The organism is Parapedobacter tibetensis (assembly GCF_024704835.1).
Classification (GTDB): Bacteria; Bacteroidota; Bacteroidia; order Sphingobacteriales; family Sphingobacteriaceae; genus Parapedobacter; species Parapedobacter tibetensis.
This window is the reverse complement of record NZ_JAMXBE010000003.1, coordinates 489,971-516,722: the sequence shown is the minus strand read 5'-3', so window position 1 is coordinate 516,722 and position 26,752 is coordinate 489,971. Positions and strand designations below refer to the sequence as shown.

The following is a 26,752-nucleotide window of genomic DNA, read 5'->3' as shown; positions in this document are numbered from 1 at the left end:
CGCTCTTCCTGGCCGTCCCGTAACCGATCACAACCACTTCATCCAAAGTAGCCACATCCTGGCTCAGCACAACACCGATTTCTGTACGGCCGTTTACGGGAATTTCCAGTGTTTTGTAACCCAAAAAATCAATGATAAGAACAGCGCTTCCAGGAGCTCGGATGGAAAATTTTCCCGACACATCGCTCGTTACAGCCTGGGAGGTTCCCTTTACACTGATGGTGACCCCAGGCAGGATATTGTTTGAGGCACTGTCCGTAACCGTACCGCTGATATTAAGCCTATCCTGGGCACGGAGAGTTGGAGAATAAAAGTATGCCAAGAGCAGCAAACAAGCTGCGCAACCCAGCATAGATGGAGGCGATTTTCGCTTCATAATCTTAGATTTCGTTCCGTTTTCGTACACAGTGGTTATAAAAATCATACAACATTTTCCATCAGCGAAGCCGAGTTTGTGTCGAGGTAAAAAACACAATCGGCATGTTGCTGCAGCATACTGGCTGGAGTTTCGGCATTGATCGGTCCTTCCAAGCTGTTTTTCACTGCTCGAGCCTTACGTTGGTCAGGTACCGAACAGATGATGCGATCCGATTGCAGGATTTGTTTTATAGACATGCTGATAGCCCGGGCAGGCACTTCGTGCAGGGTCGTGAACCAACCCTCGTTCATTTGCTGTTCCCGGCACTTCAGGTCCAGGTTAGCGATGATATACGCTTCGTTGGTGTCGAAGTCGGCAGGAGGGTCGTTAAAAGCCAAATGCCCGTTTTCGCCGATACCCACCAGCGCTAGATCAATCGGATGCTGCCGGATCAGTTCTCCCAGCCTTTTGCACTCTTGCATGGGATCGGTTTCACCGTTGATCAGGTAAGCTGCTTTAAGCGGAGCAACTTTTCGGATAAACCGTTCTTTCAGGTACTTCCGGAAACTTGCCGGATGCGATTCCGGTAAGCCAATGTATTCGTCGAGGTGGAACATGCTTACCTTCCCCCAGTCGATACCCGGCTCGCGGATCAGTTGCCTAATGGTTTCGAATTGACTGGTTCCTGTGGCAAGAATGATATTTGCATAACCCTTTTTGAAAATGGCATCTCGGATCGCATTGGCAGTAGCTTTTCCGGCAGCCTCACCCAGGCTCTCGGAATTTTCGAATATGGAAATTTTCATAATGGGTATTATTGGATATAAATAATTTCCGATGAATAATTAATGAGTTTGGTCGGCCGCAAGTACACCGGTCGTGCCGCCTCCTTCGAGGGTAAGGCTGACAGGTTGGTTGGTTTTCCAGGCCCCGGATGTAAAATCAGGCACATCGATCGAGCCCGAACGATTGGCCACCGACCACTCGCTCAGCGGGCCGACCACACTCCATGTTGCAGCGTCGTAAACATCCTGGTCCAGGGGAAGGCCGTTACGGAGGCAATCGATCAGGCGCCAGTCCATCATAAAATCCATGCCACCGTGCCCCCCCACTTGTTTGGCCATTTCTCCTACCTTTTTAACGATCTCCGGGGTATATTGCTCCTCGATCGCTTTCATTTCTTCATCCGGCAGCCATTCTCCATGGCCTACAGCAATACGGGCAGGGAGCGGCCACTTCCTGGCGATCCCCTTTGTGCCGCTGATCAAATGAATACGGGAATAGGGGCGTGGTGAAGTAACATCGTGCTGAACCATGATGGTACGGCCTTTTGCGGTGTGGATGATAGTGGTATTCATATTTCCGCGGTAAGGCTTGTCCACATATTGCTTGTAATACGTATCCTCCGCAGCCAACTCTCCGGCCACGTTGTTCATCATAAAATCCTTGCTCGACACTGACACCAAGTAATCCATCTTGTCTCCACGGTTAATATTCATAACCTGGCATACCGGTCCCAATCCGTGTGTAGGATATAGATTGCCGTTCCGACTCATGTTTTGCTTTAGCCGCCACATGTCATAATACTTATCCCTGGCAAATTGGCTCCCCAACAGACCATGGATATAAGCACTTTCGCCATGGATGATCTCTCCGAAGAAACCCTGACGCGCCATATTGAGGGTAAGCAGTTCAAAAAAATCGTAGCAGCAATTCTCCAGCATCATGCAATGCTTACGGGTCTTTTCCGATGTTTCTACCAGTTGCCAGCATTCTTCAGCGGTAATGGCTGCGGGCACTTCCACGGCTACGTGCTTACCTTGTTCCATGGCATATACAGCCATAGGGACATGCAGATGCCAAGGAGTGGCAATATATACCAGGTCGATATCCTCCCTGTCACAGAGCTTTTTCCATTCTTCCTGGTGACCGGTATATATTTCGGGCTGGTGCCTGGAAGGCGTGAGCAGCTGCTTTGCCGCTTCCAGTTTCTCGGGGCGCACGTCACATAGCGCGTTCACCTTTAGGCCTTCAATGAAATTGGCCCGCCGCACCGCCGATGTACCCCTGCTTCCCACACCGATGTACCCTGTCCGCACCGTTTCCAAGGGAGGGGCGCAATACCCGCTCATATTGAATTGTTGCCTGTGGTTTTTTGCCGCGTCTATCATAGAAGCAAAGCCCGAAAGGGAGGCTCCCAACATACCGGCACCGACAAGCCCGGATTGCTTCAAAAAAGTCCTTCGATCGTTGTTCATGTCTTTAGGTGGTTTCAAAATCAAAAGCGATACATCAACGCTTCCATAGCATGTAGTATCTGATGCCTTTCTGTAAGTAGATACAGTCAAGGGGCAGGCAGGGGGTAAAACAAAATAAAAAAACTTTTTAACCTAAAATATGCGACCATCATATTCGTTTTTCCAATGTTGGAGCGTTCCGGATCGCATCGATTCATTGGCCATGTGTACACTTATCGCAGTTTCTTTTCCTGATTTGGCACCGGAAAAGGGATTTTTTCCCTGTACGATGGAATCCACAAAAGCCTGTAAAGCATGGTAGGTTGGTTCCCTCCCATCATCAGCGTATTCCAGTTTCTCACCCTCTTTAAAGTCCATATCCGTGGACATCGTCGCTCCGGTTACGCCATCTACGGTACCCAGTTTGCGCTGTACAGGCTCCCGGAATATCTTGGCACCTTCTCTTTCTACTACTATGGTGCCTTTTGTACCTAATATACGGATCGTATAGCCATTGAATTGGTTGCTCAATATGCTACTCACACTTGATTTAACGCCTCCAGGATATTCAAATATAACCCTTACGTTATCATAGGTTTCCCGTCCATCTTTCCAGTAATCGATACCGCCCAACCCTGTTACCTTCAGCGGATGCGAATCCTCCATCCAGTTGACCACGTCAATTTGATGCGCACAAAGCTCCGCCATCAACCCTCCCGAATATTCACGGTACATCCTCCAGTTAATTTGTCTTTCTGTCTCTGTTGATGCCTGTTTTCTCCAATCCGAATTCCGGTGGTACTGACACTCATAATGATATACCCTTCCGATCCATCCTTTATCGATCGCCTCTTTGATTTTACGGTACATTTCGTAGTGCCTATACTGGTGCCCTACCTGAAAAACCTGCCGGGGTCGTTGATTAACCTTGGATTCCAATTCAATGGCCTGGGGAATATCATAAGTCATCGTTTTCTCCAGATAAATATGCTTCCCGGCATCCAGGGCATCCACAGCCATTTGGTAATGCCAGTTTAACGGCGTGGCAATGAATACAGCTTTTATATCATTTCTTTCCAATAATTTCAGGTAATCGGTATAGCCTTTGCCTTTAATGGACTGACTTGCCAAACTAAGATGGTCTGTATTGATATCACAATAAGCCACTAATGCTGTTGATTTCACCTCTTTTAATACGTTGGCTAACCCCATACCCCTACTGCCGCAGCCAATCAATGCGGACCTAATCGGTTCTATCCCGACGTTGTTTTCCATAAAAAAAGTATATGGAACCACTGTTATTCCGGCCAAAGCCATCCCGCCTTTCACAACAAATTTTCTTCTATTCATTATTCATACTGATTTTAAAATTTCATTTCCCAGCCGTTTTCATAATCCCTGCGCCAGAGCGCAGCGGCCGTCTGGTTGCCTATGATATGCCCGTTTTCCGGATCGCAATGCAGTGCCGAACCTGTCCGCTGGGCAATGTTGGCAAGGTGGCAAAGCAATACGCTTTTGTGCGCTTCTTCTATAGGCGCGGTCACGTTGGCGTCACCCCGGATACCTTCCACAAAGTTTTTCAGGTGGTACGTATCCGCTTCACCGCTGGCACTTACCGGATCGTTTGGATCGATCTCAAGACCGGGTTTTATTTCCTTTACCAATTTGTTGGTAGTATCGTAGACCTTATAATCGCCGCCGCCGAGGTTCACCAGGGTGCCCTTGGTGCCATACACGATGAAGCCCCTGCCGCTCCCCTCCACTCCGAAAGAATTACAGCTACGCCCTTCCCAAGTAATGACCTTTTTATCGCCGAACTCGAAGGAAGCGATCTGCGTATCGGGTGTCTCCCAATCGTCGGTATAGGCGTACCTGCCTCCAGCCGAAGTGACTTTTGTCGGAAAGTCCACCCCCAGAAACCAGCGGCAGCAATCGATCTCATGGTTGCCGTTATTGCATGATTCGCCTGTTCCCCAGTGCCAGAACCAGTGCCAGTTGTAATGTACCAGGTTATCCCGGTACGCTTTCCGCGGGGCCGGTCCCTGCCACAGCTCAAAGTTAAGGGTAGACGGAATGGGAACAGATTTACCGTTTCCTATCGGTTTTCGGGCATTCGTATACCACGATTTGGCCATGTATGGATCACCGATGAGTCCGGCTCGCACTTCCTTTACAGCTTGGATCAGCGTAGGGAAGGACCGGCGCTGACTGCCAACCTGGATGATCCTTCCATACCGGGCCTGCGCCTCGATCAATAACTCGCTTTCGTAGGGATTATGGCTGCACGGTTTTTCAACATATACATGCTTGCCATTCGCCAGTCCAAGCAGCGTAGCAGGTGCATGCCAATGGTCCGGAGCGGCGATCACCAAAGCGTCGAAATCGGTCCGCGTCACCAGCTTGCGGATATCTTTTTCCACTGTGGGCTTCCGCGGCCTTCCTTTCAGGGCATCCTGCCCTTTCTTGAGCGCTCCTTCCTCCACGTCGCACAGATAAGCCACTTCGACACCCTCGATCCCGGCAAATTTGGCGGCATGGTAGCCCCCCCGGCCGTTCAACCCCATTACGGCGATAACGACCTTGTTGCTGGGCGCATTTTTCCCGGAAAGGGGGAAGTCGAGGATCGTCAATCCGGCCGCTGCCGTGGAAGTTCGTTTGATAAAATCTCTCCGGTTCATGCTATATCAGATTTAATTTCAGTGATTTGTCGTTTTTTCCAGTTTTTCCGCCGTCTCATTCCACGCAGCCCGGAGCTCCTCAAATACGGCGGTGTCTGTTCCTGAAAGGTCGGTCTGTTCCGAAATATCCCGCGAAAGATCATACAGCTCATCATTCTTCATCTTCCAGTTACCGCGCCGGAAGGCCTTCTGGTCATGGTATTTCCAGAAGATATCCCTTTCCGGTTTTTTATCGTTCAAAAGGACCTGAGCCAGCGATATGCCGTCGAGGGAAGTTTCTTTCGGCCCCGTACCCGCAATATCGAGCAGCGTGGGTAACAGGTCTATATTGGCGTACGGCTGTGAAACCACCTGCCCTGGCTTGATTTTGTCTTTCCAGCAGACCAGAGCGGGAACCCGGATACCGCCCTCGTCGAGCTGTCCCTTTTGGCCTTTAAGCATTCCATTGCTTGCATGCCGGAACAGCGTTTCGGAATAGCCTCCGTTGTCAGAAATGAACCAGATGATGGTATTTTCCAGCTGGCCAGATTCCTCCAGAAAATCGAGCAACCGCCCGATGTTGTCGTCCAGGCTGGAAACCATAGCCGAATAATACTTCCGATAGGGATCTGCTACATGTGCAAACCGATCTATGTATGCCTCAGGTGCCTGAAGGGTATTGGCGTAGGAAACTCCCTGACGGACGCCCTCCTGGAGTACAAGGGTATTGCCCGGGAGGTTGGACGGGTCCGATTTTCCATAATGCGGAGCATTATAGGCCATAAACACAAAGAACGGAGCATCGTCCCTGCCGGAAAGATATTCAATGGCATGATTGGTAATCAGATCGGTTGTGTAGCCATCTTCGTAAAGTGGTTCGCTGCCCCGGTACCAGTCATTTCCCAGGGAACCGTACACGTGGCTAAAGAAATCGATGCAGCCATGAGTATGCCCAATAAACTCATCAAAGCCGTAAAAATTGGGAAAATACTCGGGCCGGCTGTTGCCAAGATGCCACTTCCCGAAGAGCGCGGTCCTGTAGCCGACGTCTTTCAAATAGGCCGGCATGATTTTTTCGGTTTTGTCCAAATGGCCTGTCTGTTCGGGCATTAACGCACTGGTAAGTCCGTGAAGGGAGCGCTGCGGATAGTTGCCCGTCAGCAGGCCGTACCTCGATACGGTACAGACAGGTCCCGATACATAGAAATCAGTAAACTTGATACCGGCATCGGCTATCCGCTGGATATTTGGGCTGGGGATATCGCCGCAGTAGGTAGAAAGATCGCCGTAACCAAGATCATCGGCATAGATGATGATGATATTAGGTTTGCCCGAATGCTCCTGCGAACCGTTGCAGGTAACGCCCAATAAGACAACCGGAAGAATGAAGAATACAATCGGTTTCAATTTTATTGCTTTTTTTAGAATCCAAGACTGGCTGCCAGTTCTTCGGCGATCCGAAGATGGTCGGCATGCGTTCGCATTTCAAATTCACGGAGAATATCCGCCACTTTCACCTCCGGCGTCAAGCTTTCGAGGATGGTGTAATGTTCTTCTCCCATGGTGTGCAATGCTATTTTCGTTCCGTACTTTTTACGGATTTCAGGGAATTTCACAGCCACGGTTCCCGCCCCGTGGGTATGCAAAACAGCCCGCTCCAGGTTGACGGACGCGAAGACTCCCCATTCATTTGACGGATGACCTCCGCTCACCGCCAGTTCGCCCGTCACGTCGCAGATCCTGGAACATGTGTCGCGGATACTCGAAACCACGTAGTATTTGTTGTCAAGCGCCTTTGCACGGATGCGCTTGCCGCCTGAAAAAGCGGAGGGGAAGAATACGATCTCAGCCCCTTTTTCCCCGAGTTGATTCCAACCATCCGGCCATTCGATGTCAAAGCATATTTGGACACCGATCCGGCCGAAATCGGTATCGAACACCGGGATGTCTGATGGTCCGGGTGTGAGCCCTTTTCGAAGTTCCCCTTCTGTAAGCCTTACTTTTCGGTATTCTCCGAGGTATTCCCCCCGCCGGTCGATCAGTACAGCGGCGTTGTAATATTTTCCGTCTGCCGTCGTGTAAATGGGACATACGATGTAACAGTTGTTGGCCTTTGCAAACGCCTGAAACGGGGCAATGATGTTTCCCGAACCGTCTTCCGCCGAAACAGGCAAAGGCGGTCTGCCGCCTTTCACAGCGGCCGCGTGGAACACTTCCGGCAGGCAATAGATATCGGGCGACATGGGTAAGGCTATCTCCATACGCTTCAAGGCAGCGGCGACGACCTGTTCGATGGTTTCCCTGCTGATGCCGCCCATAGTCAGCGTAGCAATATTGACGTGTCGCGGATGCCGACCGGTCTGCGGTGCATGTACCTGCTCCTGCCCGATTCCTTGGGGCATCAGCCCTACACCGGCTAAACCTACCGATGCACGTTTAACGAAATTTCTTCTGGAAAGATGACTCATCATGGTGATTTTTAAATCAAAACCTCATAAAAAACCGTTCAGGTCTGCAACGAAAACCTGCCTGACACCACCTGGGGCACCGTTAAAGCAAACCCTTTTGTAATCCCTGCTCCATACCGGGTGGGGGTCTATCCGGAACGTGCTCTCGCGGATGTCCAGATCGGTGAAAACCTCGCAGATAGCCACTTCCTCACCCGTGCTGAGATGGATTAACCGGATCGGGCAATCCTTGTAACCAAGCTTCCGGTATTCTCCGACATAATAGTCCGAGAGGAGGTAAGAGGAGGTGGCATCGACACTGGGATGCCCGCTTCCGGTGTACTTGGTTGACAGGATCTTGAAATCGGCGCCTGTGTAATGGAAGCTGCAGAAACGCATCTGTTTTTCACCCAGCCAGGCGGGCGTCACGTTCATGATAATCCGTTCGCCGTCCGGATGCCAGTTGGGGTGGTTGCCTCCATGTGCCCATTGTTCCCGGCTCAGCGGCTTGTGCAGGTCCGTTCCATCGGATGTAAACGACAGGAGCGTGGGGTGATATTTGGCCGATCCCGGAAAAACACCGCGGAACACCTGAAATATCCGCGTGCCCTGCATGTTGTATTTGGAATGAAAGAAATAACAGTTTGCCCCTTGGTAAAACGGATCATCGATAAAACTAAACGCTTCTTTCAGGTTGAGCAGCAGCCCAGTTTGGTTGGTTGCCAGGTCCGTTTGCCAAAGGCCCTGGTCGGCCGGAGCCCCGGTTATATCCTTGCGGTCGCCGAATGGCGGGACGCCATATCCCACTTGCGTCGCGTTGCCGTCCTGGTATCCATCGATCATTTCCAGCGGGAAGCCGATGACTGCCGACTCATCGGGCGCCATGTGATACATGGGGCCGGCGAAAGCTTTGATCGCTTTTGTCTCCAAATCGATCCGGACACAAACGGCCTGATTAGCTATGATGTCGTTTGTATACAGGTACCGGTCAGTACTTCCCCAGTTTATATTGGCACCAAGCTGGTACCCCCATCCCTTCGTCGAATAGACCGTTTCGATGGTCTCGTTCTCCAGGTCAATGATACAGACATCAGCGGTATCGCCATAGGTTGCATGCCTATCCTGATAGGGAAGCTTGTTTACCGCGAGGAATTTCTGGCTGGGGCTGAACGGGCAGACGTCGAAAAAGGTGTGAATGTAATAGCCATCGTCCGGGGTGACTATCTTTACGTTGCCAACGCTGGCTTTCTCCTGGTAATTCCGGAAAGCGAATTTGCGCGGGGAAGCCTGCATTCTCTGGATTGAAAAGCCCTTCGCGAATGTCCCCACCGCCAGCAGTCCGGCAGATGTTCTCAGAAAATTCCTTCGTTTCATATCGCCTGCTGATCGGTTTAATTATCCCCCGGATTCTGTACCAGGCTGCCGCTCACATTCATCCGGTGTGGAATCGGCCGTTCTTCTTCCGTACCAGTTACCAACCAGGTATTTTTCAGGAGTTCTTTTGCCTTGTGCGCTTCCACAGTATGTAGCATCTGATGTCCTTTTGTAAGTAAATACAGTCAAGGGGCAGGCAGGGGGTAAAAGAAAAATGAAAAAATTTTTTAGAGCCTCGTCAGGAAATAGAATAAGAGGTAAAGACCCAACCTGAAACGCAGGATTTTTAGTGCATGCTGGATATGTTTACGAACGGTTTGCTCGGAAATATCCAGTGTTTCGGAGATTTCTTTATGGCTTAGGTTTTCCTTTCGACTCAGCTGGAAGACTTTACGCATTTTGGGTGGCATAGACGCAAGCTCGTATTCAATCATTTCCACCAGCTGTCTTTCCCTGACGAGATGGTCGGTCATGCATTCACCCTGATTGATAAAACCACCGAGGGAGATAAGATATTCGGATTCAATGCGTTTTCGGGACAGAAGGTTGAATATCATGTTTCTTACCGAGGTATATAAATAGCCGGGAAGACCGTGTTCAAGGGAGAGAAACTCCCGTTTTTCCCATAATCTTAGAAATATTTCATGAATGACATCCCTGGTTTCTTCACGGTTGCGCAACCATTTATAAGCGTGGGTATGTAATAGCCGGAAATATCTGTCGTAAATCGCAGTGAACGCTTCGCGGTCCCCCTCTTTTAACAAGGAAGTTAATTCGCCATCGCTCAAATCGCTATATTTAGCCATCGATTTATTACAATCCAAACCAAAAGTAATAAATTTAACATAAATTCAAAATTTAGTTAATAAAAAGCTGTATAGTCCAGTTAATTTACAGGTACGTATCCCGTAATTGTAAAAAAACAGACTCGCCAGACTACTGCAAATGCCCAATAATTCGTGATTAGAATTGTTAACTAAGTAACGTACCCGCTAATTACTTCCGTCAGTTCTTGTAAAAAAGGTAGTTCTCCTTGGTGATGATGTCCATCGGCATAAACTGTTCCTTTTCCACACTACTTCCGGTCACTACATGCCGGAACAGCGCCATGATGCCCTTATATCCCTGTTCTTCCGGTCGTTAAGCCTAGTGTTTCGATGGCCCATTCCATCGAAACACAGATTTTCGGGATACATCTAACCAATAATTTTACTTTTTTCTTCAATGCTTTTCAAAAAGCGTCTTCAATAATGGCTGAAAACATCGATAAAGTACACTATTTTGTCGATAACGGACAAGAGCTTATATGAAAATATATGTAGTTTTGAACAATGCTGTGAAGCCAAATTATAAGCCACTAACACGCAAAGTTTTAGATTGATTTCATCTCCATGCTAATTCAAATAAGTTAAGAAGAAAATTAATGGAAAGAAGAACCGTAATAAAAGCCCTAGGAATGGCTATCCCGTCGCTTTGGTTAAGTAACTCGATAGCGGGCTCAAAGATGCTCGCCAATGCGCCTATCGCTAAAGTGGACTTTAAGCCCGACTGGAAATCGTTGGAGCAATACCAAGTTCCCAAGTGGTTCCGCGATGCAAAATTTGGCCTTTGGGCACATTGGGGGCCTCAATGTCAACCAGAAAGAGGTGACTGGTACGCAAGAGGGATGTATCAGGAAGGGAGCGACCAGTACAACTACCATGTGCAGAAGTACGGTCACCCCTCCAAATTTGGTTTCAAAGATGTGATCAATGAGTGGGAAGCGGATAAATGGGATGCGGAAGCACTGTTGGATCTATACAAACGGGCAGGCGCTCAATATTTTGTTGCGCTGGCCAATCACCACGATAATTTGGATCTCTACGACAGTAGTCATCAGCCATGGAACTCCACGAAGGTAGGGCCAAAAAAAGATTTAATGGCTGGCTGGGCAGAAGCCGCGAAGAGGCGTGGACTGCGTTTCGGTGTGAGTGTACATGCCGCCCACGCATGGACTTGGTATGAAACGGCTCAACGTGCAGATAAAAAAGGACCATTGCAAGGAATTCCCTATGATGGAAAAATTACAAAGGCGGATGGAAAGGGCAAATGGTGGGATGGGCTTGATCCCCAAGACCTTTATGCACAAAACCATCCGTTGAGCGAAAATAGTGAAGACGATGGCATGATACATCGCCAATGGCATTGGGGCAACGGAGTTAATGTGCCTACCAAGAAATATTGCAACAATTTTCACGACCGGACGATCGAACTTATTGATAAGTATGAACCGGATTTAGTTTATTTCGATGACACAGCGCTTCCTTTATGGCCAATTGATGATGCCGGATTACAGATAGCAGCACATTATTATAACGTTAATCAGCAAAAACGTAACGGCAGTTTAGAAGCGGTCATTAATGGGAAGATCTTGGATGAGCAGCAGCGAAAATGCATGGTTTGGGATATAGAACGAGGGCAAAGTAATCAGATAGAAAAAGAACCTTGGCAAACGTGCACCTGCATCGGTTCCTGGCATTACGACCGGCGAATCTATGAAAATAAAAGCTATAAAAGCGCAAAGACGGTTATTCATATGTTAGCCGATGTTGTAAGTAAAAATGGCAATCTATTGCTAAGCGTACCGCTTCGTGGGGATGGGTCTATTGATTCGGAGGCACTGAAGACGGTTGAGGGGATTGCCTCCTGGATGAGTGTAAATAGCGAGAGCATAATTGGTACAAGACCCTGGGAGGTGTTTGGCGAGGGGCCTGCGATGGAAGGTGCCGCTCCTTTATCTGCTCAAGGCTTTAATGAGGGGAAAAATAAACCCTTTACCGCCGAAGATATTCGATTTACAAGGAAGGGAAAAGATTTGTACGCCATCGTTATGGGTTGGCCGGTAAATGGAAGGGTTACGATTAAAAGCGTTACACCAAATGCTGTTACTGTTAAGCGAGTGGTTTTATTGGGACAAAAGAAAAAGGTTGAATTCATACAATCAGACGAAGGGCTGCAGCTTAGTTTGCCGGCCGGCAATGATGAAAACCAACCAGCCTATGTATTCAAGATCAACTAAAAACTAACAAGGAGCATGTTCCTTGTTTCAAGGAATGTTTTTGTGGAAATATAATTGGTTTTATTAGTGAAAGGGCACTATTTAATCAACGTCAACCTTGCTTTTTAGTTGAAGGTTCTTTCATCGCTAACATTTTACGCTGCATCTTGCCAGGGTTTTCGCCCGATATTTTCTTGAAGAGGCGGTTAAAATAGGATATGTTTTCAAAACCTAATCTGTAAGCCAGTTCCTTGATGGTCACATTTTTGACAAGCATCATCAATTGTGCCTGCTCGATTTTTTTTTGGTTGATGTATTTGCCTGGAGTACATTGCATCTGCTTTTTGAAAAGGCGGATAAAATGGTCCTCCGTTAGACAAGATGTTTGTGCTAATTCCTCAATTTTTATAGGCTTATCGATATTACTATGAATGTAGTGAATGGCCTGCAATATGCGTTCATCAAGCCCTAAATTTTTGTCGGAAGCCTGTGCTAAAAAGCGTGAAATAATCAGTTTCAGGATGCCTTCATTTTCCATGTCCATGGCAGGACGCGCATGCTTATGCTGGCTGATATTCTTGATTAAAGTTGGCGAGTTATCGTAGTCTTTTGGATCGTAGAATTGTAATTCAAGCTCAGGATTGACAGCAACAAGGCGTTTGATAAGTGCTTCAACAATTTCATCAGCTTTTATCTCTACTGGAAAATCGAGAATATCGAAGATACTTAACTGCTTACCCAGCGCCTCGTAAATATGGATGTAATACAGTGATAGGTCTCCCGTACATGCATAGCTATGTTTTGTGTAAGGTGGTGTTAGGTATAAGTAGCCCTTTTTCAATGGATATCGAAGATCGTCATGAACGATTTCGGCGAATCCACTTTCTACTAAATGAATACGGGCGAAAGGACTATATATGTTCTTCCAATTCCAATCCGCGTGATGAACTGCACGGCCAACATTCAATAAGATGAATTCCCGCTTGACTCTGTTTTCGTTCATATCACAACTACTCTTGGTTAAAAGTAGAAAGAAAAGTTGATAATGGAAAAGCATACAACGTTTAAATGTCGGCTATATTGACCTCATCAATGTCCATGATATCGAGTTTGCTGACCTCGATCAGATAGTTATATTTACCGATACCCATTCCCTTACTCCGTTAAGCCAATTATAGCTTTCGTTAAGCCCGCCATACCTTTCATTAAGTCACGTATCCAAAGCTTGTCTTTGATCATCATCTTTACACCATAATCAATTCATTTAATTCTTAAAACAACGATTATGAGAACTATTGAAAGCCAGTTAGTGCAACCGATCGAATTTCTTCAAAAGATAGTTAGCAAAGGTGGCCCTGAGCCACATGAGTATGATCAGCTTACTAGGATCGCGGATAAGTTGGGCAGGGAGTATAAGGCAGGTAATATTGCTGATATTGATTTGAAACTAATGCAAAACAGTTTTGGGGAGGAATGTCTTCAGGCCACCCTTCATGGCCATTCCATTACAAAACCTTATGGTTACGCTGGAGACTTTATGATTATCGACAAGATATATAGAAAATATACAACGTCGGATAAGCGCTTTGAAAAATGGGATAGATTCTGGCAAAGCAGTGCCGCTACTCAGGCAGTGCGTAATCGGAAGACCTATTTTATCAAAACAATCACAAACCGACTTGAAGGAAAAGAGAAACTTAATTTGCTAAATGTGGCCAGCGGTCCTGCTAGAGACCTGACAGATTTATATGCAAGGATAGGTAAGGGGCGGGTAAGCACCTTATGCATTGAAGCCGATAGCCGCGCCATCGCCTACGCAAATGAGTTGAACAAAGCATACAGCGAAGAAATCAATTTCATGGAAAAGAATATATTCCGGTATGAAGCGGACAGAATGTTTGATATAGTTTGGAGTGCGGGCTTATTCGATTATTTTAATGATAGTGTGTTCGTAAAGATTGTCAGAAGATTTGTGAGCTGGACGAACCCAGGCGGAGAAGTTATTATTGGTAACTTCAGCACCCACAATCCTACACGTGCTTTTATGGAACTTTTCGGCGATTGGTATTTGCATCACCGCTCAGAAGAGCACCTAATTAAACTTGCGATGCAGGCAGGCTTAAGAAAAGAGAACATTAAGGTCGAAAGGGAGCCCGAAGGAGTTAATTTATTTCTGCATATACTTGTATAGTCAAACGCCTCAGGCCACCCATAAAATGGGGTCTGATCGTCTGGGGCTATTTAGGCGTGAAGTTTGTCACGATTTGCTATAAACATGTACATCGCGCTGCGGGAAAGGTATTTCGATACCTGCCTTATCCAGGGCTTCTTTACAGTCGATGATCAGCTGCTCATGCATGACCCAAAAATTCTCGTTGCTTGTAGTGACTCGTACAGATAAGTTTACCGCGCTATCGCCCAATTCAGTAACCATGATCTGCGGCGCCGGTTCTTTGAAAGCAAATTCATTGTTTGTAACGACTTTGGTCAATATTTCCTTTGCCTCCTTCAAATTAGCACCATAGGAAACTCCTATATCAAACCAAGTTCTACGTGTTCCCAATGCCGTGAAATTGGTGATGCTGCTATTGGATAGCTCGCCGTTTGGTATAACAATTCGTTGGTTTTGGGGGGTATTTAATTTCGTGCTGAAAATATCAATCGCGACGACCGAGCCGGAGGTTCCGCTGCTCGTGGAAATAAAATCACCAACCCTAAATGGTCTCAGTGTTAATATCAATACACCGCCAGCAAAATTTGCAAGGGAGCCCTGTAATGCCAAGCCAATGGCCAATCCACCGGCGCCGATAAGGGCAATAAAAGCAGAGGTTTGTACCCCTAGTTGGGAGACAACGACTATAAACAATAATATCTTAAGGGTCCAATTAATCAGGTTGCTTAAAAACGTTCGTAGGGAACGATCTAGATTTCGCTTTTCGAATATTTTGTTAGTCAACCGGCGAATCAAACTAATTACCCAAAGGCCAATTAGAAGAATGATAATAGCTGAGAGAACGGCGGTAGCAATTCTAGGGGCAAATTCAATGGCTGCTTCGGCAAATTTGTTCCAATGCCCTTGTAGGTTGTCTATGTTTGTGCTTGATAAATCTTGCATAACTAAAAAACTTTTGGGGAGTAAATATTGTGATTCATCCAAAAATATAGTTAATATGAGATTAATCAAAATAATTCTTCATGAATCTCGCTTGCGTAGCCCATGGCCTGACTCAATGTTTGGGTTGAGCTACGGAGCCTCTTGCTCTATCGTATCCTTTTTTATCGTTACGAAAGAAGAAGGCGATAATCATGGTTAGCACGGTGGAACCTATCGCCAGAACGCCCAAGGTCTTCAACGATTTGCTCATGTGCTCGGGGGCAATGACATCAATATCCCAAATCCTCAAAACAACGTATGTCAAAAGAGCAAGCACAATCAGCATGGCTAGGAAACCTATAATGAATTTCATTTTAATTGATTTTAAAGGTTAGACAATAGTTCCTTCTTTTTAGCTTCAAACTCCTCCGGTGTGATGATATTTTCATTGAGCAGAAGTTGGAGCTTCCGAAGTTTTTCTACCGTATCGGCGTTTCCTGATTGGAGTACTTCATCCGTTTTCTCGTTGAACTTTTTGCCAAGTTCCATCCCTACCCCCATTTGTAGTCCGGCTCCTGCCAGACCACCTTCGTTTCGGGCGGCATCGCGCAGGGCACGGAGTTTTTCCAAATCGGCATAATCAAGGCCAGCCTGTTTTGCGGCCGTCACATCCGCCGTGATGTCAGCCACCTTGGCGATACGTGCTTTTGTTGCCTCGTCAAACTGGTTGCCGATGATCTTAAAATCAGAGAGTGTGAGTCCCAGTTGGGCAAACTCATCATTCAGCCCTTGCATCACCTCCCGAGCAATATTCGTCAGATTCGCATCGATTTCCTGAAATGAATACTTCTTTTCTGCCAAATGTGTGGCAATGAACTGTGGAATCCTATTGATGATGACATGCTGCATATCCAGTATAGTATAATGCTCCTTGCTTCCCATGATGTTGGTAAAAAGGAATGCAATATCACTGATGTGATAGGAGAAATTGCCGTTGGCGCCCATTTCCACGGGAATGTTGTAAACCGCATCGACATACTTGATAGGTGTTGCCGTGCCCCAACCCTGGTTAAGCACCTCGGCCTTGCGGTAGAAATACACAAACAGCTTATGCTCACTCTCAAAGTTCTTCCGGATGTTGATCAGCGAGGTGATAAAGGGATGGTTATCCGTCTTGAGGTTGAAGATGCCTTCCCCCTCGATGATGTCTACCACCTTGCCCTCATACACGAGCACACATCCTTGTCCGGGTGCAACGATGAGCTTACTGGCATTTTTTATCTCGTTCCTTTTCGATGGGAATTTATACCAAAGCAGGTTCGGATCCTGGTTTTCCCATTGGATGACTTGGGAAAGCTGAGTTTTAAAGATATTGAGTATGCTCATAACCTTATCATTTTGGGTTTATTTAATCGGGTGCTTTAAACCGGTGTTTTAACTTTCCATCAAGCCCCAGTAGAAACTCCTTTACAAAGTAGCCGGCACTCACTATCCGGCCGGAAGCGATGTACTTCTCTTCAGTAGGATATGTCCACCGTATCGTACCTGTTTTGGCATCCATCAATTGGACGGAATAGGTAGCATCATCAGCCGGGGTAGGTTTAAATGCGATGAGCACCGACTCCTCATTATAGTCAAGCACTTCAGGCTTGAAATAAAGCCTGTCTGGCGTGAAATCCTCATAAGAAAGCACCCGTGCGTCGTTCATATTCCGTTTGCTGATAAATTCCTTTTTATAAGGATCTGCTCCAGTAAAGACTCCTGCACCACCATAATTCCGCGACCAACTGAAGCGCGGGCTAGTTTTGGGATAGCCAATGGGTATTTTATATTGATATTTGACCAGCTGGATTTTTTCATCGGGATAAAATATACTCTCAGATGAAAAGGCAAAACCCGTCCGTACCGGTGTGTTGGCCGGAATATTGTCAAATCCTCGCTGGGATTTATATAGGTCGTCTTTGGTGTAGACTTTTTGAATGATGGGGTAGTAAAATACCTGCTTACCTTCATTGGTCATAACTCTAAATCCGTCGCCATCACTATTATAAATAAACTCGATTTTGGCGAATCCGGCCTGTAGTTCAGGTAGGTTGCTGTATGTATCGGGCGAAACTTCTGCCACCGCCTTATCTCGCTTATCCACCTGAAAAAGTTTGGTGTCGTCAATGATAAAATAAAGCTTGCCATTTTCAAATTCACGGAATCTGACACTGATGGAGCCAGGATTAGCGGGCAATTCGGTCCGCGTCACTTCCTTATTGTTTAGAGCATCATAAAAAACAGCCATTACCTTGCCTTCTTCGATGCCCCCTCCCCTTTTGCGTTGGGATCCCACTAGCATGAATAGGGGCTTCTTTACGGTATCTTCAAAAAATGAAATAGATTTGCTATACCAATAATATTGTTCCATTTGTCCGGCGGCAGAAGCGATGTGTCCCGTTGTATGCTTGCCGTTTGATTTTTTTGAAAAGACCGAACTCAGGATGTTGATCAATATAACGAGGCCAAATACGATTCCTACCCCGATAAATATAATCCGGTTAACGCCTCCTGTACTCGCCGGTTGAAGGGTGTCATAGCGGTAATTATGGTTGATGTTTACATCATCGCTATCCAAAAAATATTCGGTACCACAGCTATTGCATTTATAATAGTCTGCCTTGAGCAGTGTGTTTTCCACACTGCCACACTGCGGACATTTAATCGCCTTTATTCTTTTCGCCATCTAGTTCTTAAATGGAAACCGTAGGTAAGCGTCCGTGCCGTCAATCTTTCTCATAGACGGGCCTTTTCCGTTTACTAGCTGTTCGGCTTCAATAATGACATCGTCTAAGTCAAACCCCTGGATGGTTCTGCCTAACAGGAAGGATACCGTGTAATCCGTCCAGTTTTCGCCCAGTTCACTCCCCTTGTCCGCGGCTTGGTTGATATAATCCCAAGCCTCCTGCTCGGTGATATGCCCAACCCAATAGCACCATTTGGCGAGTGATACCGCCCTGCAGGTATCCCAGGCATAGGCAGACTTCGTTTGCGCCACCGTGGATAAATCCAGTTTTAGTCCCTTGGCTATCCTTTCTTGGATTTGGCTAAGCTCCGGCGAAGAAAGTCTCAGTACGACTTCAAATTCCATGCTTCTCTTCAGGTTAAGCAGGTTGGCAATGGTCTGTTTTGCCTCCTCAGTATTGGTAACCTCCCATTGCCGGCTCAGTCCATATGCATACTCATCGAGCCTCCTATCGGGAATGGTGTCTAATATCTTTTCGCCCCGCGTATAAGATAATATGGCCCCAAATACCAATGCTCTTTTCTGCTCATCCGTTAAAGGTGTTTTTGAACTGAATTTTGCCAACTGTTGTTGTTTTCTTTTTTTCATCATTGACTGTAAAACAATCATATACACAATGAAAACAACGGCTATCGCGCCAATAATAAAATAAATATTAATGTTCATTATAAAATTAAATTAGTTAATTATTCGTCGTCGTATATACTTCTCAATAGCATTTATAAGCTCACTTTGCAGGATTAATTTTCAATAGTCAACGGCAGCATAAACAAAAATACTAGGATGGATCTACCAATCTATACGTCTTTTTTATTTGTTGGCGCTTTTTAAATATCCGTGCATATAATCTTTGTAAATGTTTTTTTAGCTAGGATCTAGGAAAACAAGTGTTTTCAACCCTGTGCTACAAGACAACAAGATGCACGAAGACAATAAGAAAAGGAAACAACGGCATAGACTTGCCCATGAACTGTACATTATTCTATTTTTCTGGTGCCCCCCTTTACATACTCTGTGGGAAAGCCTGCATCAATATAATCACCAGTATGAAGAGGCTAATGCCTCCTATATAAATCCGCTTCATCGTCATGTATTTTTTATGTTTGCCCAAACAGCAGGCCATATAAGCTATACAGGTACAGTAAGCCCGTAAGCGGGAACATCACCAAGGAAAAAAACATCAGCCATCGAAAATTGGCCTCATCGTAATTGCGATCATACAATTTTCACTGAAAACATGTTATTCTACCAAAATCATAATGCTGACAACCAAAAGATGAATTTAGAATGTACAACCACTAAAAAAATACTTGTCATTTTTTCGGTTGCAGACCGAGCGCTTCATCCCTACTTTTGTTTTACATAATTTTTCAGGTACGCTGATATGCAACTCACCATAGACATCATGTATAAAGCCATTGTAGCGAAAGACACCTTTTTTGAAGGCGTTTTCTTTACGGCAGTAAAAACAACGGGTATTTTTTGTAGACCCTCATGTACAGCCCGAAAACCAAAAAAAGAAAATGTTGAATTCTTTCGAACCGCTAAAGAAGCTATCTTAACAGGGTATCGGCCTTGCAAAATCTGCCGTCCGCTGGAAAAATTAAACGAAACCCCTGGATATATCAGCAGCATTCTCAAAGAATTAACCGACAATCCATCTTTAAAGTTCAAAAATCAGGACCTGATACAGAAAGGAATAGATCCCACTAAAGTAAGGAGATGGTTTATGAAAAACCATGGCATCACGTTTCATGCGTATCAAAGAATGTTTCGGATTAATACCGCATTTAAAAAAATACAGACGGGGGAGTCCATTTCTTCCATTGCGTTTGATTCTGGTTACGAATCATTAAGTGGTTTTACAGAATCGTTTAAAAACATTTTCGGTGTTTCACCCCAACATAGTAAATCACAGCGAGTAATCGACCTGAAAAGAATAGAAACGCCGTTAGGTACGATGTATGCCTGCGCAGTGAAAGAAGGGGTCTGTTTGCTTGAATTTACGGATCGAAAGATGTTAGAGACCGAATTGAAGACCTTGGCTAAAAAACTAAATGCGACCATTATTCAGGGCGACAATGAACACTTCCTGGTATTGGAACAACAATTAATCGAATATTTTGAAGGTAGGCGTAAAACTTTTTCAGTAAAACTTTTTACGATAGGTTCTGACTTTCAAAACGCCGTGTGGGAAACATTGCAGAGTATTCCGTATGGGCAAACCAAAAGTTATAAAGAGCAAGCCATTTCGATCGGAAAACCCGAATCTGTCAGGGCGGTGGCCAATGCGAATGGAATGAACCGTATAGCTATCCTTGTTCCTTGCCATCGCGTGATTGGATCCAATGGCAATCTGACAGGATATGGGGGTGGGATATGGCGAAAGCAACGTCTGCTTGAAATGGAAAAATCTAATGTACGACCTTAAAATGTATTAACTATTAAACCCGCCGTCTGTGGTTATGGTGGTTCCCGTAATAAACTGGCTTTCTTCACTTGCAAGGTATGCGACTAAGCCGGCTATTTCTCCTACTGTTCCATAACGGAAAATTGCCATCGCGTTTGTTATGAATCCTGCTATTTCGCTATCGGCTGGATTCATCTCGGTATCTACCGGACTAGGTTGTACCAAATTTACGTGATATTCCGAGAACCAAGCTCTCGCGCCATGCCTTTATTTAGCCCAATCAATGCTGATTTGCTCATTCCGTATAAACCCATGTTGCCATCGGAAACACGATCTGCTACGTTGCTTCCTATGGTAATGATCCTACCTCCCTCTGGCATCTGCTGGGCAACTTCCTGCATCGCAACAAAAACTGCCCGAACATTTACTGCTATCATTCTATCAAAATCTCCCAGTGTGCTCTCCTGAGTGGATTTGTATGAAAAGACTCCTGCATTGTTTATTAAAAGATCAATTTTCCCATAATCAGCAACTACTTGCCGGATTGCCCTGGTGATGTCTTCCGGGCGTTCATTGTTTGCTACAATAGCGGCTCCCTTACCTCCAAATTTTTCAACTTCGGCAATGACGAGTGCCGCCTTTTCAGGATTATTTCCGGAATGTGTAAAAATTGCATTCGCTCCTTCAGCAGCCAACCGCTTTACAATGGCGGCGCCCATTCCCCTGCTGCCCCCTGTTACAAATGCCACTTTACCTGTTAGGTGTCCATTTTGATTTTCCATGCGTAATTTATTCTTTTGATTATTTCTTTGCAAAAATAGCCAAGCAACTGTACTTTTGTAAGTACTGACAGAATTCTTAAGTACTAACAGAAAAGTAAGTTATGAGAAAAGAAGCCTCTTCTAACGCTTTGAACGAGAAAAAAATCAATGCTTCCTGTGGCATGGGTTATGCGCTATCCCTGATAGGAGGAAGATGGAAATCCAATATTCTATGGCGATTGCTGATTGATGGAAAATTGCGTTATAATGAATTGCGAAGATTGATTCCGGGCATCTCCGAGCGTATGCTGGTATCTCAGTTGAGGGAAATGGAAGCCGACAAACTGGTGCTGCGCATTGTATACCCTGAAGTGCCACCCAGAGTGGAATACGAATTAACGGAGCTCGGACAATCTATGCGTTCCATGCTCCAAAGCATTTCGGATTGGGGGGAAATGCATAGGCAAGTTACACGGGAAAACTAATAATTTGCTCGAAACTCCAAAGAAGGACTTCACAGCCATTATTGAACGTGTTATTTTTGTATTGACAGAACATATTACCTACGATTGTAAACCAACGCATCTAAAAAAAAGAGGCTACTTGTCCCCTTTCTATATGTTCAATCGTCATTAAGACAAAACATAAAATCTTATTAACAATGAAAGACTTCGTATTAATTTTCAGGTTGAGCAATAGCTCAGACACGAAACCGTCCCCTGAACAAATGCAAGAAAGAATGAATTGGTTGGCAGGTATTGCTGCGCAAAACAAATTGGCCGACAAGGGAAACACACTATCCCCAATTAGTGCAAAGACTGTGAAGCCGGACAATGTGGTAACTGATGGGCCATACACGGAAATCAAGGAATTTATCAGCGGTTATGTGATTGTAAAAGCCGATAGCATTGACGAGGCTGTTGAATTGGCAAAAGGTAATCCCATCTTTAAAATTGGCGGAAATATTGAAGTAAGAGAAGTGGTAAAACGTGACTAATGGAAGAAAAGGCTACAGCACATCAAGAGCTTTTGCCTCACTTATTCAGATTAGAGTATACTAAAATGACGGCTATACTATGCCGTCATTTTGGCCTTAAGCACATCGAAACAGCTGAAGACATTGCCAGCGAAACATTTTTGAAAGCGACAGAATTATGGGGTACCAATGGCATACCTGAAAACCCGACTGCCTGGCTTTATACCGTTGCCAAAAACAAAACAAAAGACCACCTCAGGCGACTTAATATTTTTGAAACACAAATTAAAGGAACAATTAGCGCGGACGGATTTCAAGCTGAACAGAACATTGATTTTACGCAGCAAACCATTGTTGACAGCCAATTGGCCATGATTTTTGCCGTTTGCAATCCAACAAACTCCATGGAGGCACAAATCTGTTTGTCACTTCAAATTCTCTGCGGTTTTAGTGTAGAAGAAATTGCCAATGCCTTCCTCACGAAGACAGAAACGATAAAAAAACGGTTGTTTAGGGCAAGGGCAAATCTTCGCAATGACAATTTTCAAATTAAGAAATTGCAGAAGGTAACTATACAATCAAGACTTGATACCGTTTTAAAGACCTTATATCTTTTGTTTAATGAAGGATACTTTTCTAAGTCAAATAATCAGTTAATCCGAAGGGACCTTTGTTCGGAAGCGATCAGACTTACGCTTATTTTGACCGAAAACCCATTGACAAATACACCCCAAACCAATGCGCTACTTTCTTTAATGTGTTTCCAAAGTTCAAGGCTCGATGCAAGAGTTAGCGACACAGGCGAGGCCATTTTATTTGAACAGCAGGATAAAAACTTATGGGATAAAGAGTTGATTGAAAAAGGGAATTATTACTTAATCAATGCCTGTGCAGGTTCCACCAACTGGCGGACAAAATACCATTTAGAGGCGGGCATTGCATACTGGCATACTACCCCTACAGACGAAAATAAATGGCAGTATATTTTACAATTATATGATCAGCTTATCCTCATAGCGTATTCACCCATAACAGCGCTAAACAGGGCATTTGCTTACGCGAAGGTTCACGGAAATAAACAGGCAATTAAGGAAACGGAAAACCTGAATCTCATTGAAAACAGCTATTACCATTCCTTATTGGGCTATTTGTATACAGATACGGACATTGATAAAGCCAATAAGCATTACAACAGGGCTATCGACCTGACAAAATCTAAAACTGAAAGAAAAACCCTAATAAGAGAAAGGGATCGGCTGAAAGAGTGACAGATCTAAGGTTCTTCACAATCGATGGTCTCTGTAGTGATGAATAGGTTGCCAAACTCCTTGTAGAAGGCCTCATCATGTTCCAAACGTTCAATGAGCCCATTGGAATGATTCCACCATCCAAATGTCAGCACATAGACTTTGGCGTACATTAGTCTATTTGTTGACTCGTATTGGCTGCGATACTCCTGCCAAACATATTCCGGATTTGCATTATTCGGTGCCCGTTGTGCAATCAAATCGTGCCATACTTCCAGTAAATCATCCCCTCCTGTGATGAGCGCATCGGCATACCTTGTCAGCACGCTATCCGGCTTGTCAAACTGCCTCAATGCGTTAGGCACACCGTCCATATAGGCCTGATAAGCGATGCGAGATTTGGTATAGTACTGATCTAGTTCATTCAATTTTGTTCGCTTTATCTGCTGCCATACTGCTGTTGGAGGCAAATCCAAGTCAACCAGTTTTGTTTTTAGCCGCATGTAATCATCCTCCAATTTGCTCAGGTCAAGCCGCTCGATATCTTCTGGCTTGAATACCGATACCGTATTGAGATGATACGAGTCTATCCACAAAAAGGCATGGGCGTTTTCAATCTGCGCACGGCTGTATGCCGCACTGTCATAAACGCTTTCATATGCGCACAATTCATCCTCCCATTTGAATACAGCTTCCTGGGTGAAGGACATACCCGGGATGAGAAAACAGGGTACAAATGCTTTTATTACTGAAGCATGCATGGCTCAAGATACGATATAAAAACATTTGCCGCAAATTAATTACCAACCATGTTGCCTATATAGACACATTGTGGAAGAAGATATTATCCAATACCATTACTTCCACAAACATTTATATCCGTTGGGATGTTATCTTTATATGTTTAATTACCATGTATCTTTAAGAAGTTTGTCATGCCATAACGTCGAATGAAACCGCTTATAATCTTATTGCTTACCCTTTGGATAGCCCCGCCGGTTATATCGCAAAATTATGGCGCATTGCGCAACAATATGGTACGTACCCAACTTGAAACACGCGGCATTAACCATCGCGCCACGCTTGAGGCCATGAGTAAGGTGGAGCGACATTTGTTTGTCCCGTCAGCGTACCAAAAACATGCTTATGACGATGCTCCTCTGCCAATAGGGTATGACCAGACCATCTCCCAGCCTTATATCGTGGCCTATATGACTCAGTTGCTTGCACCTAAGGCCGGCGATCGCGTGTTAGAAATTGGTACAGGGTCGGGGTATCAGGCAGCCATATTAGCCGAAATAGTAGACGAGGTTTATACCATTGAGATTGTTAAAGAATTGGGCGAGCGGAGCAAGAAACTAATGGGCAAGTTAGGCTATGACAACGTAGAGGTCATCATTGGTGATGGTTACAAGGGGCTTGCGGCAAAAGCGCCTTTCGATGGCATCATTGTCACAGCCGCTGCTGAAGAAATTCCACCTCCACTTATCGAACAATTGAGAGACGGAGGAAAAATGGTCATGCCTGTAGGTCCTTCAGCCTCGGTACAAACCTTGATGTTAGTCGAAAAACAGGATGGTAAAATTATCAAGACCAACCTGACACCCGTACGTTTTGTACCCTTTACACGGCAAAAAAAATAATTACAAACCACACATTATATAGATCATGGGCCACCACCATGTTGTTTTGTCAATAAAGGATGGTGAATTTGAAATCCAGCGGATTGAAATGGTGTATTAGCTCACTTATTAATTTATCCCCGTGTTTCACATAAAGCAATCCCATGTTTTCTGATCGTTCCTGCAACACACCTCCTGGGAAAAGTTTTTCCTTTATACGGTCAATCTGAATCAACGCATCCTCGTGGTTTCGTTTGTCTGCCTTAAGCAGTTTCTTCTCCAGGTTATTGATGGCTTTCTTAAGCCGAGCTTTTACTGCATCTGTACTTGGTCCCAAACTGGGATCTATTTTATGCGCACGCAACCTTAGCTTGCCGAATATGGCCTTCAGTTCCATCCATTCGTCATTAAGATTAAGCTTATGCTTAGTGTGTCGACGTACGTATTCTTTCTTCAGGTCATCGCTGTCCTTGAAAATGCTTTTGAATGTAAGGTCGAGTCGAAGAATCTTCACCGCCATAGTATCATCGGTCACCATAGCTGAGTTGCGTGGCACCAATATCGGAAATTCCACGCCATAATGTTGAAAGCTTCCTTTCAACTGAAGCCAATACACGATTTCTGCACCGCCTCCGATATAGGCTAGGTTCGGCAAGACCATTTCCTGGTATAGTGGACGCATGACCACATTGGGGCTAAACCTTTCGGGATGCTGGTGTATTTCGGCTTTCAATTCGCCTTCCGTGAAATAAATTCCTTGATGTAGCACCTCATACCGTCCATCGTCAAGCTTCACGATACGCTCCCTGAATACATCAGTGAGGTAGAAGAAATTGATTTCTCGGGCATGCACTTGGGTTGAAAACCCCGCAGCTTTAAGGGCTGCAGAGGTACGATCAATCTGCCTATGGCTGTATTCCCCGATAATATCTTGTTCGATAAGTGGGGCGAAGTGTTTCTTGAGCGAGGGGTCGTCTGCATCCATTATTACCAATCCGTATTGGCCAAACAGGCCATTGACCAAATACCTTGTGGCTGCCGCTAAGTTGTCTTGCCCGAGATAAGCCTCTTCCATCAGTTTTGCCAATTTGGAAGAGTTGCCGGAGAGACCAAGGAAATTCTGGTATTGACGTACGGCATCTCCTATACTTGCTGTTTTCATCCTGCCCGTAGCACCCTGAGTCTCTGCTTCCCAACTTATTTTCTTTCCCTGTAGTCGGGTATGATTGATTTCGGCAAAGTCGTGGTCCTCTGTAGCCATCCAGTACACGGGCACAAAGTTGTATCCTGGAAAAGCCTCCTTGAGATCTTGGGCAAGCCGGATAGCCGTTGCGATCTTAAAAATGAAATATAGCGGCCCGGTAAAGATGTTAAGCTGGTGGCCAGTGGTAACGGTGAATGTCTGTTCATGGTGTAGGGCGGTGATGTTAGCCGCTACTTCCGGTTGGCGTTCCAGCAAGTTGCCATACTGATGTTTTAGGCGCTCGACTAATAGCCCTCGATCGGTTTTCCCCGTCTTGCTTCGTAGTTGTTTCGCAAAGCCCTCCAAATCCGGCCTATTACCCGCAAAGGGAGCAAGTAAGGGATCATTGTCCACATACGCCAACAGCGTCTTCGAAAATCCGTTTGTGTCCTTGTAATCTATATAGGTTGCCTTCATCGATAAAACATGTTTGTCAGTCTCCCATCTGTCCTTGTGAGCTTACAATTATAGATGAAAAATAGCAGTTACAGGTAAAAGCGA

25 protein-coding genes and 1 pseudogene are annotated in these 26,752 nt (G+C 45.3%); 7 read left to right on the top strand and 19 right to left on the bottom strand.

Annotated features, from left to right (window positions below; all coding sequences use genetic code 11):
• From NF543_RS07330 to NF543_RS07285, 10 genes are all read right to left on the bottom strand, one after another.
• The coding region (locus NF543_RS07330) for a carboxypeptidase-like regulatory domain-containing protein (RefSeq protein ID WP_257667457.1) at positions 1 to 376 on the bottom strand (376 nt) is incomplete at its 3' end.
• A gap of 44 nt (positions 377 to 420) precedes the next feature.
• Complete coding sequence (locus NF543_RS07325) at positions 421 to 1,164, bottom strand: glucosamine-6-phosphate deaminase (protein WP_257667456.1); 744 nt, start codon at positions 1,162 to 1,164, stop codon at positions 421 to 423.
• A gap of 39 nt (positions 1,165 to 1,203) precedes the next feature.
• On the bottom strand, positions 1,204 to 2,616 hold the full coding sequence (locus NF543_RS07320) for a Gfo/Idh/MocA family protein (RefSeq protein WP_257667455.1): 1,413 nt from the start codon (positions 2,614 to 2,616) through the stop codon (positions 1,204 to 1,206).
• A 132-nt stretch (positions 2,617 to 2,748) separates the two neighbouring features.
• Positions 2,749 to 3,945 (bottom strand): Gfo/Idh/MocA family protein, encoded by a 1,197-nt coding sequence (locus NF543_RS07315; RefSeq protein ID WP_257667454.1) that lies wholly within the window; start codon positions 3,943 to 3,945, stop codon positions 2,749 to 2,751.
• Between the two features lie 14 nt (positions 3,946 to 3,959).
• Positions 3,960 to 5,273, bottom strand: coding sequence for a Gfo/Idh/MocA family protein (locus NF543_RS07310; RefSeq protein WP_257667453.1), 1,314 nt, complete (start codon positions 5,271 to 5,273; stop codon positions 3,960 to 3,962).
• A gap of 18 nt (positions 5,274 to 5,291) precedes the next feature.
• Entirely contained in the window at positions 5,292 to 6,659 is a 1,368-nt protein-coding gene (locus NF543_RS07305; protein WP_257667452.1) for a sulfatase family protein, read from the bottom strand.
• A gap of 14 nt (positions 6,660 to 6,673) precedes the next feature.
• Positions 6,674 to 7,723, bottom strand: a complete 1,050-nt coding sequence (locus NF543_RS07300) for a carbon-nitrogen hydrolase family protein (RefSeq protein ID WP_257667451.1) — start codon at positions 7,721 to 7,723, stop codon at positions 6,674 to 6,676.
• A 21-nt stretch (positions 7,724 to 7,744) separates the two neighbouring features.
• Positions 7,745 to 9,073: a hypothetical protein gene (locus tag NF543_RS07295; protein WP_257667450.1), complete on the bottom strand. Its 1,329-nt coding sequence runs from the start codon at positions 9,071 to 9,073 to the stop codon at positions 7,745 to 7,747.
• A 17-nt stretch (positions 9,074 to 9,090) separates the two neighbouring features.
• On the bottom strand, positions 9,091 to 9,231 hold the full coding sequence (locus NF543_RS07290) for a hypothetical protein (protein WP_257667449.1): 141 nt from the start codon (positions 9,229 to 9,231) through the stop codon (positions 9,091 to 9,093).
• Between the two features lie 69 nt (positions 9,232 to 9,300).
• A complete protein-coding gene (locus tag NF543_RS07285) occupies positions 9,301 to 9,879 on the bottom strand; it encodes an RNA polymerase sigma factor (protein ID WP_257667448.1) in 579 nt (192 codons plus the stop codon).
• A 617-nt stretch (positions 9,880 to 10,496) separates the two neighbouring features.
• Between NF543_RS07285 and NF543_RS07280 the strand changes: the two genes are divergently transcribed.
• Positions 10,497 to 12,131, top strand: a complete 1,635-nt coding sequence (locus NF543_RS07280; protein WP_257667447.1) for an alpha-L-fucosidase — start codon at positions 10,497 to 10,499, stop codon at positions 12,129 to 12,131.
• Positions 12,132 to 12,222: 91 nt separating this feature from the next.
• Here NF543_RS07280 and NF543_RS07275 read toward each other — a convergent pair whose 3' ends face one another.
• Positions 12,223 to 13,113: a helix-turn-helix domain-containing protein gene (locus NF543_RS07275; RefSeq protein ID WP_257667446.1), complete on the bottom strand. Its 891-nt coding sequence runs from the start codon at positions 13,111 to 13,113 to the stop codon at positions 12,223 to 12,225.
• A gap of 282 nt (positions 13,114 to 13,395) precedes the next feature.
• On the opposite strand from NF543_RS07275, the gene NF543_RS07270 reads away from it, so the two are divergent.
• The gene (locus tag NF543_RS07270; RefSeq protein WP_257667445.1) at positions 13,396 to 14,301 is read left to right on the top strand and encodes a class I SAM-dependent methyltransferase; all 906 of its coding nucleotides are present in this window, start codon (positions 13,396 to 13,398) and stop codon (positions 14,299 to 14,301) included.
• Between the two features lie 66 nt (positions 14,302 to 14,367).
• Here NF543_RS07270 and NF543_RS07265 read toward each other — a convergent pair whose 3' ends face one another.
• From NF543_RS07265 to NF543_RS07245, 5 genes are all read right to left on the bottom strand, one after another.
• Positions 14,368 to 15,225, bottom strand: coding sequence for a mechanosensitive ion channel family protein (locus NF543_RS07265; RefSeq protein ID WP_257667444.1), 858 nt, complete (start codon positions 15,223 to 15,225; stop codon positions 14,368 to 14,370).
• Positions 15,226 to 15,337: 112 nt separating this feature from the next.
• Positions 15,338 to 15,577 (bottom strand): sporulation protein YqfD, encoded by a 240-nt coding sequence (locus NF543_RS07260; RefSeq protein WP_257667443.1) that lies wholly within the window; start codon positions 15,575 to 15,577, stop codon positions 15,338 to 15,340.
• An 11-nt stretch (positions 15,578 to 15,588) separates the two neighbouring features.
• A complete protein-coding gene (locus NF543_RS07255) occupies positions 15,589 to 16,590 on the bottom strand; it encodes an SPFH domain-containing protein (protein ID WP_257667442.1) in 1,002 nt (333 codons plus the stop codon).
• Between the two features lie 22 nt (positions 16,591 to 16,612).
• Positions 16,613 to 17,932 carry a hypothetical protein gene (locus NF543_RS07250; RefSeq protein WP_257667441.1) on the bottom strand — a complete coding sequence of 440 codons (1,320 nt, stop codon included), beginning with the start codon at positions 17,930 to 17,932 and terminating at the stop codon, positions 16,613 to 16,615.
• The gene (locus NF543_RS07245) at positions 17,933 to 18,583 is read right to left on the bottom strand and encodes a DUF1266 domain-containing protein (protein ID WP_257667440.1); all 651 of its coding nucleotides are present in this window, start codon (positions 18,581 to 18,583) and stop codon (positions 17,933 to 17,935) included. It lies immediately after the preceding gene.
• A gap of 814 nt (positions 18,584 to 19,397) precedes the next feature.
• On the opposite strand from NF543_RS07245, the gene NF543_RS25405 reads away from it, so the two are divergent.
• Complete coding sequence (locus NF543_RS25405) at positions 19,398 to 20,423, top strand: bifunctional transcriptional activator/DNA repair enzyme AdaA (RefSeq protein WP_308378570.1); 1,026 nt, start codon at positions 19,398 to 19,400, stop codon at positions 20,421 to 20,423.
• Positions 20,424 to 20,429: 6 nt separating this feature from the next.
• Here NF543_RS25405 and NF543_RS07230 read toward each other — a convergent pair.
• Positions 20,430 to 21,121: pseudogene (locus tag NF543_RS07230) on the bottom strand (SDR family NAD(P)-dependent oxidoreductase).
• 164 nt (positions 21,122 to 21,285) lie between these two features.
• Here NF543_RS07230 and NF543_RS07225 point away from each other — a divergent pair.
• From NF543_RS07225 to NF543_RS07215, 3 genes are all read left to right on the top strand, one after another.
• The gene (locus NF543_RS07225; protein WP_308378568.1) at positions 21,286 to 21,648 is read left to right on the top strand and encodes a winged helix-turn-helix transcriptional regulator; all 363 of its coding nucleotides are present in this window, start codon (positions 21,286 to 21,288) and stop codon (positions 21,646 to 21,648) included.
• A gap of 176 nt (positions 21,649 to 21,824) precedes the next feature.
• On the top strand, positions 21,825 to 22,160 hold the full coding sequence (locus NF543_RS07220) for a YciI family protein (protein WP_257667439.1): 336 nt from the start codon (positions 21,825 to 21,827) through the stop codon (positions 22,158 to 22,160).
• Positions 22,161 to 22,225: 65 nt separating this feature from the next.
• Positions 22,226 to 23,407, top strand: a complete 1,182-nt coding sequence (locus tag NF543_RS07215) for an RNA polymerase sigma factor (RefSeq protein ID WP_257667438.1) — start codon at positions 22,226 to 22,228, stop codon at positions 23,405 to 23,407.
• Positions 23,408 to 23,412: 5 nt separating this feature from the next.
• Here NF543_RS07215 and NF543_RS07210 read toward each other — a convergent pair whose 3' ends face one another.
• Positions 23,413 to 24,147, bottom strand: coding sequence for a hypothetical protein (locus NF543_RS07210; RefSeq protein WP_257667437.1), 735 nt, complete (start codon positions 24,145 to 24,147; stop codon positions 23,413 to 23,415).
• A gap of 189 nt (positions 24,148 to 24,336) precedes the next feature.
• Between NF543_RS07210 and NF543_RS07205 the strand changes: the two genes are divergently transcribed.
• Positions 24,337 to 25,029, top strand: a complete 693-nt coding sequence (locus NF543_RS07205; protein WP_257667436.1) for a protein-L-isoaspartate(D-aspartate) O-methyltransferase — start codon at positions 24,337 to 24,339, stop codon at positions 25,027 to 25,029.
• 49 nt (positions 25,030 to 25,078) lie between these two features.
• On the opposite strand, the gene bshC is transcribed toward NF543_RS07205, so the two are convergent.
• Positions 25,079 to 26,668: a bacillithiol biosynthesis cysteine-adding enzyme BshC gene (gene bshC / locus NF543_RS07200; RefSeq protein WP_257667435.1), complete on the bottom strand. Its 1,590-nt coding sequence runs from the start codon at positions 26,666 to 26,668 to the stop codon at positions 25,079 to 25,081.
• Positions 26,669 to 26,752 lie beyond the last annotated feature (84 nt).

Bases quoted from the DNA above. Each gene is read 5' to 3' on its own strand.
- NF543_RS07325 (WP_257667456.1), bottom strand. From the start codon at position 1,164: ATGAAAATTTCCATATTCGAAAATTCCGAGAGCCTGGGTGAGGCTGCC.
- NF543_RS07320 (WP_257667455.1), bottom strand. From the start codon at position 2,616: ATGAACAACGATCGAAGGACTTTTTTGAAGCAATCCGGGCTTGTCGGT.
- NF543_RS07315 (WP_257667454.1), bottom strand. From the start codon at position 3,945: ATGAATAGAAGAAAATTTGTTGTGAAAGGCGGGATGGCTTTGGCCGGA.
- NF543_RS07310 (WP_257667453.1), bottom strand. From the start codon at position 5,273: ATGAACCGGAGAGATTTTATCAAACGAACTTCCACGGCAGCGGCCGGA.
- NF543_RS07300 (WP_257667451.1), bottom strand. From the start codon at position 7,723: ATGATGAGTCATCTTTCCAGAAGAAATTTCGTTAAACGTGCATCGGTA.
- NF543_RS07295 (WP_257667450.1), bottom strand. From the start codon at position 9,073: ATGAAACGAAGGAATTTTCTGAGAACATCTGCCGGACTGCTGGCGGTG.
- NF543_RS07290 (WP_257667449.1), bottom strand. From the start codon at position 9,231: ATGCTACATACTGTGGAAGCGCACAAGGCAAAAGAACTCCTGAAAAAT.
- NF543_RS07285 (WP_257667448.1), bottom strand. From the start codon at position 9,879: ATGGCTAAATATAGCGATTTGAGCGATGGCGAATTAACTTCCTTGTTA.
- NF543_RS07280 (WP_257667447.1), top strand. From the start codon at position 10,497: ATGGAAAGAAGAACCGTAATAAAAGCCCTAGGAATGGCTATCCCGTCG.
- NF543_RS07275 (WP_257667446.1), bottom strand. From the start codon at position 13,113: ATGAACGAAAACAGAGTCAAGCGGGAATTCATCTTATTGAATGTTGGC.
- NF543_RS07270 (WP_257667445.1), top strand. From the start codon at position 13,396: ATGAGAACTATTGAAAGCCAGTTAGTGCAACCGATCGAATTTCTTCAA.
- NF543_RS07265 (WP_257667444.1), bottom strand. From the start codon at position 15,225: ATGCAAGATTTATCAAGCACAAACATAGACAACCTACAAGGGCATTGG.
- NF543_RS07260 (WP_257667443.1), bottom strand. From the start codon at position 15,577: ATGAAATTCATTATAGGTTTCCTAGCCATGCTGATTGTGCTTGCTCTT.
- NF543_RS07255 (WP_257667442.1), bottom strand. From the start codon at position 16,590: ATGAGCATACTCAATATCTTTAAAACTCAGCTTTCCCAAGTCATCCAA.
- NF543_RS07250 (WP_257667441.1), bottom strand. From the start codon at position 17,932: ATGGCGAAAAGAATAAAGGCGATTAAATGTCCGCAGTGTGGCAGTGTG.
- NF543_RS07245 (WP_257667440.1), bottom strand. From the start codon at position 18,583: ATGATGAAAAAAAGAAAACAACAACAGTTGGCAAAATTCAGTTCAAAA.
- NF543_RS25405 (WP_308378570.1), top strand. From the start codon at position 19,398: ATGTATAAAGCCATTGTAGCGAAAGACACCTTTTTTGAAGGCGTTTTC.
- NF543_RS07225 (WP_308378568.1), top strand. From the start codon at position 21,286: ATGAGAAAAGAAGCCTCTTCTAACGCTTTGAACGAGAAAAAAATCAAT.
- NF543_RS07220 (WP_257667439.1), top strand. From the start codon at position 21,825: ATGAAAGACTTCGTATTAATTTTCAGGTTGAGCAATAGCTCAGACACG.
- NF543_RS07215 (WP_257667438.1), top strand. From the start codon at position 22,226: ATGACGGCTATACTATGCCGTCATTTTGGCCTTAAGCACATCGAAACA.
- NF543_RS07210 (WP_257667437.1), bottom strand. From the start codon at position 24,147: ATGCATGCTTCAGTAATAAAAGCATTTGTACCCTGTTTTCTCATCCCG.
- NF543_RS07205 (WP_257667436.1), top strand. From the start codon at position 24,337: ATGAAACCGCTTATAATCTTATTGCTTACCCTTTGGATAGCCCCGCCG.
- bshC (WP_257667435.1), bottom strand. From the start codon at position 26,668: ATGAAGGCAACCTATATAGATTACAAGGACACAAACGGATTTTCGAAG.